This window comes from Collimonas sp. PA-H2 (genome assembly GCF_002564105.1).
Taxonomy (GTDB): domain Bacteria; phylum Pseudomonadota; class Gammaproteobacteria; order Burkholderiales; family Burkholderiaceae_D; genus Collimonas.
In genome coordinates, this window is sequence record NZ_PDBX01000001.1 from 1,076,964 (window position 1) to 1,089,366 (window position 12,403).

At 60.5% G+C, this 12,403-nt stretch carries 10 protein-coding genes; 3 read left to right on the top strand and 7 right to left on the bottom strand.

Annotated elements, in window-relative coordinates:
* Positions 1-165: 165 nt before the first annotated feature.
* Positions 166-867, top strand: a complete 702-nt coding sequence (locus BCF11_RS04870; protein WP_098493741.1) for a pirin family protein — start codon at positions 166-168, stop codon at positions 865-867.
* A gap of 464 nt (positions 868-1,331) precedes the next feature.
* Positions 1,332-2,411 (top strand): acyltransferase, encoded by a 1,080-nt coding sequence (locus BCF11_RS04875; RefSeq protein ID WP_098493742.1) that lies wholly within the window; start codon positions 1,332-1,334, stop codon positions 2,409-2,411.
* A 175-nt stretch (positions 2,412-2,586) separates the two neighbouring features.
* Here the strand turns inward: BCF11_RS04875 and BCF11_RS04880 are convergent, their stop codons facing one another.
* From BCF11_RS04880 to BCF11_RS04900, 5 genes are all read right to left on the bottom strand, one after another.
* On the bottom strand, positions 2,587-3,510 hold the full coding sequence (locus BCF11_RS04880; protein WP_098493743.1) for a LysR substrate-binding domain-containing protein: 924 nt from the start codon (positions 3,508-3,510) through the stop codon (positions 2,587-2,589).
* 38 nt (positions 3,511-3,548) lie between these two features.
* Entirely contained in the window at positions 3,549-4,472 is a 924-nt protein-coding gene (locus tag BCF11_RS04885) for a DedA family protein/thiosulfate sulfurtransferase GlpE (protein ID WP_098493744.1), read from the bottom strand.
* A 78-nt stretch (positions 4,473-4,550) separates the two neighbouring features.
* Positions 4,551-5,258, bottom strand: a complete 708-nt coding sequence (locus tag BCF11_RS04890) for a YoaK family protein (protein WP_233212373.1) — start codon at positions 5,256-5,258, stop codon at positions 4,551-4,553.
* A gap of 22 nt (positions 5,259-5,280) precedes the next feature.
* Entirely contained in the window at positions 5,281-7,140 is a 1,860-nt protein-coding gene (locus BCF11_RS04895) for an amidohydrolase (protein ID WP_098493745.1), read from the bottom strand.
* A 255-nt stretch (positions 7,141-7,395) separates the two neighbouring features.
* Complete coding sequence (locus tag BCF11_RS04900; protein ID WP_098493746.1) at positions 7,396-8,850, bottom strand: diguanylate cyclase; 1,455 nt, start codon at positions 8,848-8,850, stop codon at positions 7,396-7,398.
* Between the two features lie 180 nt (positions 8,851-9,030).
* Here BCF11_RS04900 and BCF11_RS04905 point away from each other — a divergent pair, with 180 nt between their 5' ends.
* Entirely contained in the window at positions 9,031-10,008 is a 978-nt protein-coding gene (locus tag BCF11_RS04905; RefSeq protein WP_098493747.1) for an NAD(P)H-quinone oxidoreductase, read from the top strand.
* A 278-nt stretch (positions 10,009-10,286) separates the two neighbouring features.
* Here BCF11_RS04905 and BCF11_RS04910 read toward each other — a convergent pair whose 3' ends face one another.
* On the bottom strand, positions 10,287-11,585 hold the full coding sequence (locus BCF11_RS04910; RefSeq protein ID WP_098493748.1) for a cytochrome c: 1,299 nt from the start codon (positions 11,583-11,585) through the stop codon (positions 10,287-10,289).
* Positions 11,586-11,596: 11 nt separating this feature from the next.
* Positions 11,597-12,355: a c-type cytochrome gene (locus BCF11_RS04915; protein WP_143751259.1), complete on the bottom strand. Its 759-nt coding sequence runs from the start codon at positions 12,353-12,355 to the stop codon at positions 11,597-11,599.
* Positions 12,356-12,403 lie beyond the last annotated feature (48 nt).

The window sequence follows — 12,403 nt, forward strand, 5'->3', positions numbered from 1 at the left end:
CCGTCTTCAATCATCGATAATTTCGAATATATACCGGCATTTTTTCCGTTTTTCTTTTGATTTGGCAACGCGCATACTGCATTCCAGTTCATTCAACACCGCAGCTGCCCTGCCAGGCCGATACCCGGCCTAGGCGGCAACTGCGGCAACCGACGGAGAAAAACCATGCTTCAAATTCGCAAAGGCACAGAACGCGGCGTCGCCGATCACGGCTGGCTGAATTCGCATCACACATTTTCGTTCGGCCATTATCACGATCCACTGCACACCGGCTTCGGCCCCCTGCTGGTGATCAATGAAGACCGCGTAAAGGCCGGCCAGGGCTTCGGCACGCACGGCCACAGCGACATGGAAATCATTTCCTATGTGCTGGAGGGCGCGCTGGAACACAAGGACAGCATGGGTACCGGTTCGGTGCTGCATTATGGCGATGTGCAAAGAATGAGCGCAGGCACCGGCGTGCGCCACAGCGAGTTCAACCACTCGCAGACAGCGCCTGTGCATTTCCTGCAGATCTGGATCCAGCCGAACGTCAAGGGGATTGCGCCCAGCTATGAGGAAAAGCATTTCACGGCTGCGCAAAAACAAGGGCAGCTGCGCCTGATCGCCTCATCCGACGGCCGTGAAAATTCGGTGCTGATACATCAGGATGCAGCCATCTACGCAGCGATCCTGAATGGCGATCCGGCTCTGCAGCACACGCTGGCTACCGGACGTACTGCCTACGTGCACCTGATCCGCGGACAGCTGAACGTCAACGGCACGACACTGAAAGGCGGCGATGCCATGAAAGTGACAGCCGAAAGCCTGGTCACGCTGTCTCATGCGGAAGACGCAGAAGTACTGCTGTTCGACCTGCCCTTCTGATTTTCAGGCCTGCGGCACGGGACGGCAAAGCGATCACTTTGTCGCAATGCCGTTCAGTTAATATTCAAATGACATTGCGCAGGCCCCACACGACAGCTCCGCCATTCCTGCGAACGCTGCCACCAAGGTGGGGAATCCAAGTTGCCGAATAGAGTAATCAAAATGGATTCCCACATCCATGGGAATGTCGGGGCCGCCTAGACGTCTCAAGGGAGATTCAGGGATATTAACTGAACGGCATTAATGGCTTTGCCGGTTTTTAATTACCGATCGATTTATGTTGGTCTTCTTACCCTGATTTAACATAAGCAGCGTGCATCCACCATTCTGGGCATACTCATGCAATGTCCAAGCCAACGTAAGTAATAAAGTTGCATGACTCAGTCAGATCAAAAAATATCTCTTCATATAAAAATATTGCTATAGTTAGCGAATTTTCGATTCTCGCTGATTCGACTGCACCAATGCACCCAGAAACCGGAAACACACCATCTGCCTTACGCTTACAACGCACCAATAATTTCAATTTGTGCCGCCTGGTGCTGGCGATTCTAGTCATCGTTTCTCATGGACCCGAATTAATCGACGGAAATAGGCACAGAGAATTGCTGACCCAGCTATTCCACACCATATCGTTTGGCGAGTTCGCCGTAGATGGCTTCTTTTTGATAAGCGGCTACCTAATTGTTCAAAGTTGGCACGAAACTCCACAGGCATTTTCTTTTTTAAAGAAAAGAGTATTGCGGATATTTCCTGCCTTCGTTGCCTGGTCGTTGATTTCCGCTGTAATCGTCGGCCCCTTAGCCGCAGGTCCCAGATATTTCATTCAATTTGATATTCCGATGTTCGTTTGGAACATGCTGACGCTCCAGGTGCCTCGGACACCCCTCGTTTTCATGGGCAGCCACTATGCCCTGCTCAATGGTTCGATGTGGACGATCAGCTTTGAATTTAAGTGTTATCTGGCAGTCCTGGCATTTGGGGTTTCCGGGCTCCTGCGACACAGGATTACATGGCTCTCAACTGCATTGATTCTTTTGGCGCTCAATGCGATCCATAATTTTGGCGTACAAACCACCTGCGCCGGTTTCTGTGACCTGGCGAACCCGATATATCGCCTAAGTATGTTTTTTTTCGCTGGCGGCAGTTTTTATCTCTATCGCGACTCTCTGCGATATGACAAGAAATTTTTGGTGGTGCTGGTTCCACTACTGCTGACTGCCCTTTTCAGGATTGCAACGGCAGAGATCGCACTGGCAACGCTTGGTGGATACTTGTTGTTTTATTTTGCTCTCACCCCCATATCGGCTTTGTCGTGGTTCAACAAACTACCGGATGTCTCGTATGGCCTATATTTATCCGCATGGCCTGTGACAAAATTACTGATCATGTATTACCCGGGGATATCTGCTCACACATTAGTGCCTCTCACCACTTTGATCTGCATCATACTTGGCACCGCAAGCTGGTATGTGATTGAGAAACCCTTTCTCAAACTGAAAAACTGGCAAGCTAATCAAGCTCATGCGATAAGCGCCACATAAACCCTGCCACTACACGTCACGTGTCGCAAGCACGCCGGAGCTACTTACAGAAATGCGAGTAGCTCTTTGTTCTTTATGATGAGTTTTTACTGGCCAGCATTGCGCTATTCGACCTGCCCTTCTGATCTTCAGGCCTGCGGCACGTGACGGCAAACGCTTGCTTGCCGGCCTGTTTTCAAGACTGTCCGGGCACGTGCTGGACCAGGCGCGCCATGGCATCGGTATAGCGCACGCGGTCCATCCACCAAGCTAACGCTGCGCCTTCTTCGCCGGTGCGCCATGCCATCGAAAACGTTTCATCGGGTTTCGGCTCCTCCACCTGCTTGACGATCAAGGCCCCCGAGGCGATCGCCGCGCGCGCGCATGGCTCGGGCAGGAAGCCGAAGCCGATGCCGGCCAGCTGCAAGGCATATTTGCTGCGCATGTCAGGCACCGTCAGCGTATCCTGCCCGAACAGCAAACCCACCGTGCGCGATGGCATCTTGCGCGCCGAATCGGCGACGCTGATGGCGCGATAAGGATGCAGCTCGGCCTTGCCCAATACCTTCTTCACCTTGGCCAGTGGATGATTCGGCGCCACCGCGAACACGAACGATATCGTGCCCATCTGTTCGGCGACGTAGCCGCCGCCGGCCGGCCCCTGCCCCGGCGCGCCGATCAGCAAGTCGACGCGGCGCTCCAGCAGGGCTTCCCAGGTGCCGGCCAGCGATTCGCGGGCGATGCGCAAGCGGGTCTTGTCGGCGACGCTGCAGAAGGCATGGATATCGGATTCCAGCGCGCTGACGGAAAACAAGGAATCGATGCAGATGGTAAATTCGGTTTCCCAGCCGGAGGCCACCCGGCGCACACGGTGTTCCAGGTCTTCCGCCGCCTTCAGCAGATAGCGGCCTTCCTTCAGCAGTTCCGCGCCGGCGCGCGTCAGCGCCACCTTCGGCCCCTGCCGCTCGAACACTTGCACGCCAAGGTCCTGCTCCAGCTTGGAGACGGTATAGGAAATCGTCGAAGGCACCCGGTGCAGCTCGCTGCCGGCGGCGGAAAACGATCCGCGGCGGTCGATGGCGTCGAGGATCAGCAGTGCATCGAGACTGATTCGGAACATGGAACTCCCGCTAAAGAGATGCGTTGTATCGCAGATGACTAGGAATCGATCGCGTGGCCGGCGGCGATCCAGGCATCGATGCCGCCCGACAGTGGCCGCACCTTCTTGTAGCCGCGCTGCATCAACTGTTTGGCGACCAGCGCCGCCGATGCTTCGTTGGGGCAGGCGCAATAGACGATCACTTCCTCGTCTATCGGCGCGTCAAAGACAAAGGTATTGATTTCCTTGTGCGAGATGGCAAGCGCGCCGGGAATGCGCCCGCTCTGCTGCGATGCCGGCGAGCGTATGTCGACGATGGCCGGCGTCAAGCCCTGCTTGAGCAGCTGGTCCAGCTCGGCTACCGAAATGCGCGCCATGCGCAGGGAGCGGCGGAAGCGCCAGCGCTGCCACCATTTGTTGGCGACAAAGACGGCAAAGGCGGCCGCCACCAGCATCATGCCGTACTGGCCGAGTTCGGTCAGCACGCCCAGCAGATCATCGATAGTGGTGCTGAACAGCGAGCCGAGGTAGATCGCCAGGCCGGCCCACACGGCGGCCCCCAGGCCGTCGTAGAGAATGAAGGTGGCGCGCCTGGTGTTGACCGTGCCGGCCAGCGCGCTGGCGATGGAAGCGAAACCGGGAATGAACTTGGCGACCAGCAGCGAGCGCGCGCCCCAGCGCGAATAGATCGATTCAGTCTGGCGCACGCAGGAATCCGGCGACAAGGAAATGCGGCACAGCGTCGACAGCACTTTGCGGCCGTAACGGCGGCCCGCCATGTACCAGAAGAAATCGGCGATCAGGGCCGCCGCCACCGCCGTCAGCAACAGCACCGGCGCCGAGTATTCGCCGCGATGCATCAGCGCGCCGGTGATCACCAGCGTCGGATAGGCCGGCACCGGCGCGCCCAGTTGCTCGGCCAGCACGTTGAAAAAGACGATGATCAGCCCGTATTGCTCGATCAAATGAAACAAATAGGTCATCGCTGTCGTCGCCTCATATCCATAGCCGTGATCGCCAGATTGGCAATTTCACAATAATGCGGTAAATATCTATAGATATTATAAAGTTGATGGCGTAGCGGCTCCGCTCTTTTCCGAAAGATATTCCTTGATGCTCAGCCAGAGCAATAGCGCCAGCGGCAGCAGCAGCGCCAGAAACAACAGATGCTTGTAGGCGAAGGCGCCGCCGATGGCCCCCGCGCCGAACGCCACGATAGGCCAGAAGAACTTGCTGCAGCGCTGCCGTATCTCCTCAGTCGCCGCGCCGCGCGCGATATCGACCAGGTCGATGATCACCTGCGTGACATTACCTGTCATCACGGTAGTCGGCGTCAGATGCTGCAGGAGCAGGCGGCTGCTGGCGTTCTGCACGCCCATGGCGGCGGCGCCCAGCATGCCGGCCAGCAGCGCCAGCGGCGCGCGCGAATCGGTGACCGGCTCGACCAGATAACCGGCCAGCATGAAGCCCAGCAGGAAAACCAGTTGCAGCAACAGCAGATAGAACAGCGGCGCCCGGCCGCCCCGCTCCAGCCAGATCACCACCATGCGCGTCAGCGCCACGGCGAAGATAAACGCAGGAAAGGCCAGCAACTTGATCAGCACGCCGTGCGAGGGATTGGCCAGCTCGCTGCCGATCAGCACGAAATTGCCGGTGACGTGCGCCGTGAACAAGCCGAACAAGGCAATGAAGCCGACAGTATCGACATAGCCGGCCAAAAAACTCAAGGCAATGCTTTGCCGGGTCCGCAGATTATTCATGTCAGGCATGACCTTCCTTTGCTGTAAAAAATCAAAAGGCAAAACAGCTGCAACCCAGTGTGCCCCAGAAGCCGGAATAGTCGGACACCGGCACCGCCGACTTGCGCGCCGCATCGTGTGCATGCGCGTGCACGCCGCAGGCGCCGGCGCATTGATGCGGCAGAGCCTGGCGCTGCTGCTGTTGCGTGTGCCGCAGCTGGCGATAATGGCCCGGCACGGCTTTCACCGGCGACCAATCCGGCAGCACCGGAATCGGCGGCGGCGCCAGCGGACTGAATTCTGCAGCGCCGTAGACTATTTTTCCGCCGACCACCGTCAGCACCGATTCCAGCGCCTTGATGCTGTCTTCGTCGACCGCAAAGAAGTCGGCTGACAGCACCGCCAGGTCGGCCAGCTGGCCTTGCTTGATGCGGCCTTTCTTGCCCTGCTCGCTGGAGAACCAGGCGCTGCCGGCGGTCCACAATTCCAGCGCGGTGTGGCGCGATAACTGGCCAGCCGCATCGTACAAGCGCATGCCGCCGACGGTGCGTCCCGACACCAGCCAGTAAAGCGCCGTCCACGGGTTGTAGCTGGCGACCCGGGTGGCGTCGGTGCCGGCGCCGACCGGCACGCCCATCTCCAGCATGCGCGCCACCGGCGGCGTGTGCCTGGCGGCGTCGGCGCCATAGCGCTCGACAAAATATTCACCCTGGAACGCCATGCGGTGCTGGATCGCGATGCCGCCGCCGAGCGCGCGCACTCTTTCGATATTGCGCGGCGTGATGGTCTCGGCATGGTCGAAGATCCAGTGCAAGCCGTCGAAAGGAATTTCACGGTTCACTTTTTCAAACACATCCAGCATGCGGCTGATCGACTCGTCGTAGGTCGCATGCAGGCGGAACGGCCAGCGCTGCGACACCAGGTGACGCACCACTTTTTCCAGCTCGCCTTCCATGCCGGCGGCCAGCTCCGGCCGCGGCTCCAGGAAATCTTCAAAGTCGGCGGCGGAAAACACCAGCATTTCGCCGGCGCCGTTATGGCGGTAAAAATCGTCGCCATCGCCAGGCTTGACCATGCCGGTCCATTTCTCGAAATCTTCCAGCTCCTGGCCCTTGCGCTGGGTGAACAGGTTGTAGGCGATGCGTATCGTCAGTTGCCGGTCGCGCGCCAGCTGGTCGATGATGGCGTAGTCCTCCGGGTAGTTCTGGAAACCGCCGCCGGCATCGATGGCGCTGGTGACGCCGAGGCGGTTCAGTTCGCGCATGAACTGGCGGGTCGAATTGACTTGCTGCTCACGCGGCAGCGCCGGTCCTTTCGCCAACGTCGCGTACAGGATCATGGCGTTCGGCTTGGCGATCAGCATGCCGGTCGGATTGCCGGCGGCATCGCGCTGGATTTCGCCGCCGGGCGGATTTGGCGTGTCCTTGGTATAACCGACCGCGCGCAAGGCCGCGCGGTTGAGCAAGGCGCGGTCATACAGGTGCAGGATGAATACCGGCGTATCGGTTGCGGCGGCGTTGATTTCTTCCAGCGTCGGCATGCGCTTTTCGGCGAACTGGAATTCGGTCCAGCCGCCGACCACGCGCACCCATTGCGGATGCGGCGTGCGCAGCGCCTGTTCCTTCAGCATGCGCAAGGCATCGGCCAGCGAGGGCATACCTTCCCAACGCAACTCCAGGTTGTAGTTGAGGCCGCCGCGGATCAGGTGCAGGTGGGAATCGTTCAGGCCGGGGATCACCGTACGCCCTTGCAGGTCGATCACTTGCGTGTCCTGCCCGCGCTGCCGCATGACTTCTTCGGCGTCGCCGACGACAAGGAACCTGCCATCCTGGATGGCCACCGCCGTCGCCAGCGGCTGCGACTGGTCGACCGTATGAAAACGGCCGTTCAATAAAATCATGTCTGCGTGCATGCTGTTCTCCTGAGCTGGCTGAGCTGGCTAAGCATTAACTGTTGAATAATTTGAACATAAGCCGGCGCCGCCAAACTCTATGATTCCCAGATTACATTCATGACTAGCGCGGATGCAAGGCAGTATGGCTGACAGAAAATCAAATGAAAAACGGAAAATATAAGGTTCAACAATCGAATTCCTCGATCATTAATTTATTGACATCAACCAGCCCGGCAACTGCCGGCCGGCGACTGCGAACCGCAGTGCAACGGCTCAGGCTACTTCGTCAAGCAGGGAATGTCCGTACACGGTAAAACGGCTCTTGCCCTGCCGCTTGGCCTGGTACATAGCTTCGTCGGCCTGGCGCAAGGCCGAGTCCCATTCCAGGTGTTCCGCCTGGCACAGGGCGATGCCGATGCTGCAGCCGATGCCGTCGCCAATCTCGGCGACGCGGCTGACGATGCGGCTCGCCACCGCGGTCGCAATGGCTTTGATGGACAAGGCCGGCGCCACCAGGCAGACCACGAATTCGTCGCCGCCGACACGGCCGGCGATATCGCTGTCGCGCAACGCCAGACGCAGCGCCGCCGCCACCTCGACCAGCACGGCGTCGCCGCGCTCATGGCCCAGGTTGTCGTTGATCCGTTTGAAGCCGTCGAGATCGATAAACAGCAGCGCTACCGCCTGGCGGCTGACGCTGCCGCGGCCGCGCAAGGTTTCCGCCAGTTCCAGGAACAGCGAACGGCTGGGCAGGCCGGTCAGGTCATCCAGCCGCACCTGGTCCATCTGCACTTCCAGCATGGCGTTGTTGAGCGCCAGCAAGCGCGCGTCCTGCACGGTCTTGAGATAGACCTGGTTCATTTCGCGCAAATAGATCAGCAGCAGCAGCGTGGCCGCGATCAGGGCGTTGCAGCGGCCGAGATACCAGCCTATGGAGAACTGGCTGCCGCCGGCCATGGTGATCACGTTGTCGCATTGAAGGGCGACCAGGGCCACTCCCAGCCACACATGCAGCACCGCCCTGAAGCCGGTGGCGCGCCACAGGATCAGCATGGCTAGCGCCGTCAGGGTCTGCAGCAGGAAACCGAGGCCGCTGGTGGTGACGCGATGGAAGTTGCCGTGCTCGATCAGCTTCGGCAATTCCGAATGGAATACGATCACGGGCAACAAGCTCGCCGCCAGCGCCGCCAGCACCACCGCGATCAGCCAGCCCGGCATGCGCTCGGGATGGCTGGCCAGCCAGGAAGGACTCCACCAGCGGCTGACCGCATACAGCAGGATGCTGAGCGCAAGGCCGGCATGCCACAGGAACCACAGCCAGATGGTGGTCTGGGCGCCACCCAGCAGCCCTTCCTGCGGCACGAAGGCGCCCGGCATGGCGAGGAACTGCATGATCAGGATCACCGCGGCATAGAAGCAGCCGGCGCCGATGTACAGCAGATCAACTTCCTTGGTGGCGCGATAGTGGCCGAAAATCAGGTAGGTGATGATGACGTAGGCGACTACGGTCGCGGTCTGGTAGGAAGGCAGGAAAAACGGGAACACCGGCCCCATGACGCTGGCGACTGGCAGTAGCAGCAATGTCATTAAAATAAGGCCGATACAGACCCACAGCGCGCGCCGGCGCTGGCGCGTGCTGGCCTGGCGCGTCGCTGGCGACACGCTTTTGCTGGTCCACGCCGGCTTGGAGGCGGCCTTGTTGCGTGCAATAGTTGCGCGGTCGATCATTGGCTGTTTTAACCATGCCCGGATAACTACAGCTTACCTTACGGTAAATTTTGCCCAAAAGCATCAAAATAATAACTTGAATGGCTATCCCTAGCTAATACAGAAAAGCTATCACTGCCGCTCGCAAAAGAGAAAATCGTGTTTGTCATACAATGACCGTTTTCCCCAAGAGACCATGCCATGCGCGCTATCGAAATTACCCAACCCGGCGGCCCGGAGGTTTTACAAATCTGCGAACGCCCTGTGCCGTCGTTCAAGGCCGGCGAAGTACTGATCAAAGTGCAGGCCGCTGGCATCAACCGGCCCGACGTATTCCAGCGCACCGGCAATTATTCGCCGCCGCCGGGCGCTTCCGATTTGCCGGGTCTGGAAATCGCCGGCGAAATCGTCGATGGCGATTTCAGTGGCACTTCCTTCAAAAAGGGCGACCTGGTGTGCGCCCTGGTGCAGGGCGGCGGCTATGCCGAATACTGCAGCGCGCCGGCGGCGCAATGCCTGCCGCTGCCGCAGGGCTGGAGCGCGGTGGAAGCGGCTTCGCTGCCGGAAACCTTTTTCACGGTGTGGAGCAATGTCTTCGACCGCGCCCGTCTCAGCCCCGGTGAAACCCTGCTGGTGCAAGGCGGCAGTTCCGGCATCGGTGCGGCGGCGATCCAGATCGCCACGGCGCTCGGCCACCGCGTGTTTGCGACCGCCGGTTCGGATGAAAAATGCCGCGCCTGCGAAGCGCTGGGCGCCGAACGCGGAATCAATTACCGCACGGAAGATTTCGCCGCCGTGATCAAGGCAGCGACCGACGGCAAGGGTGTCGACGTCATCCTCGACATGGTGGCAGGCGACTATGTGCCGCGCGAAATCAGCTGCCTGGCCAACGACGGCCGCCTGGTATTCATCGCCACGCTCGGCGGCAGCAGCGCCAGCATCGATTTCCGCCAGGTGCTGATGCGGCGCCTGACCATCACCGGCTCCACCCTGCGGCCGCGCCCGATCGCTTTCAAGGCTGCCATTGCGGCGCAGTTGCGCGAGCGCGTCTGGCCGCTGCTGGCGTCCAGGAAAATCAAGCCGGTGATCTTCCAGACCTTCCCGCTGGAACAGGCGGCGCAAGCCCATGCGCTGATGGAAAGCAGCTCGCATATCGGCAAGATCATGCTGGCTACCTGAATCCGCATGCAATCGACGCGCCAACTCCAGCTCGGCGCCCCCGTCATCCCCGCGAACGCGGGGATCCATGTTGCTGAGCCGGATAATCAAAATGGATTCCCGCGTTCGCGGGAATGACGGGGTCGCCGAGACGGGGTCGCCTGGACGGGGTCGCCTGGACGGGATCGCCTGGACGGGGTCGCCTAGACGTGGCCGACGAGGCGGGGTCGCCGAGACCGGGGCGCGTAGCTGGGGTCGCCAATGACCTTCATGCTGCTTTTCTTTAACCCGGGATCGCTTTAATCCAGAGGAATGGCGCGATAGCGGTTGACCTCGGCTGAATTGACTATCGGCGCCTTGTTGCCCCAGCTGTTGCGGATGTAGGAAACCACCGCCGCCACTTCACCGTCGCTCAAAGCCGGACCGTAAGGCGGCATGCCATAGGGACGCGGATTGGCTGCCGTGCTCGGCGAGAAGCCACCGTTCAGCACCACCCGGATCGCATTCACCGGCGACGCCATGGTGATGGCATGATTGCCGGCCAGCGGCGGATACGCCGGCCATGTGCCTTTGCCGGAAGCCTGGTGGCAATCGGCGCAATGGTTCTTGTAGATCTTCCCGCCCTGTTCCAGCACCCGCGCCACCTCATCCGCGCTGGCGCGTTCCTTGGCCGGCTCCGCTTCCTTCTGGCGCGGCAAGGATTTCAGGTAGACCGCCATGGCCTTGACGTCGGCGTCGCTCAAGTGCTGCAGGCTGGCGCCCACCACTTCCGCCATCGGCCCCAGCACCGTGCCGCGCGGCGAGACGCCGTTTTTCAGCAAGCCGGTGATGTGCTCGATATCCCAGTCGCCCAGGCCGATTTCATCATCCGATGTCAGCGATGGCGCATACCAGTTCACCACCGGGATAAAGCCGCCGCCCAGTTCTGCCTTGAGGTCGCTGCCGCCGAGCGCGTTGCGGGTGGTGTGGCAGGCGCTGCAGTGGCCCAGGCCCTGCACCAGGTAGGCGCCGCGATTCCACTCCACCGACTGGCCCTTCTCTTCCTGATACACGCCGGGCCGGAAATACAGCGCGCGCCAGCCGTACAGCAGGTTCCGGTTGTTATAGGGAAAACGCAAAGCGGGCGCCAGGTTCTTTTGCGCCACCGGCGCCACGCTGCGCAGATAGGCGAACATGGCGTCGGCATCTTCGCGCGTGACCTTGGTGTAATTGGTGTAGGGGAAGGCTGGATACAGCAGGCTGCCGTCCTTCGATTTGCCGTTATGCAGCGCGCGCCAGAAATCCTCGGCGCTCCAGCTGCCGATGCCGGTGTCCTTGTCCGGCGTCAGATTGGGCGAATAGATGGCGCCGAACGGGGTCTGTATGGCGCGCCCGCCGACCAGTTCCTTGCCGCCGCGCGCGGTATGGCAAGCAATGCAGTCGCCGCTGCGCACCAGATAGGCGCCCTTGACAATCTGTGCGGCAGGATCCGCCACGGCCGTCGCCGGCGGCCTTGCCGCGCCACTATCGTCATCGGCATTCAGCAGCGCCAGCACGGCGAACGCGGCGGCGATCAGCAGCAAAGCTGCGCCCACCAGCCACATCAGTAATCGTTTCATGTTCGCTCCGCTCAATTCGGGACAGGGACACTGCCGCAAGCCAGCGGCAGTTTGACGGAGCCGGGGGCAACCGCGGCGGCGCCGGCCGGCACCGGCTGCGCCGCCAGCCAGGATGCCACCGCGCCGATATCTTCAGCACTCAAGCGCTGCGCAAGCTGCGCCATGCAATCCGGCGCCACCGCATGACGCGCGCCGTTTTTCCAGGCGCCGATCTGGCTGACCAGGTAATCGCGCGGCAAACCGAGCAAACCCGGGGTGGTCGGCAGCACGCCGGTCATGGCGCTGCCATGGCAGGCGATGCAGGCCGGGATCTGCTTGCCGGCGTCGCCCTTGTTGACCAGCATTTCGCCGCGGGCACGGGCGGCCTCGGACGGATCGTAAGGCTGGGGCGGCGGATAAGGCGGGTGCTGGTCGGCAAAATAGGCGGCGATTTCCTGCAGGTAGGCGTCCGACAGATGATCGACCAGATAAGTCATCATCGGATACTGGCGCCGCCCTTCGCGGAAGTTGTGCAGCTGGTTGTAGAGATAGCCGGCCGGCTTGCCGGCGATGCGCGGGTAGTAGCCGTTGTTGGTGGCGCGGCCCTGTTCGCCGTGGCAGGCGGTGCAGGCGGTGAGGCGCTGTTTGATGGTGTCCGGAACCGCGGCGGAATCGACTTCAGCCGCCTGCGCCGCGACGCCGAACATGGCGCCGGCAAGCACAAGCAGCAAGCCGGAGCGCAACCGTCGCACAGCGCGTGTTGCCCCCGCTCCCTGCAAATGAATCGACATGATTTTCCTGTTTTTTATGCTGCTGCATTTTTCGGGAAGGTATCCAGC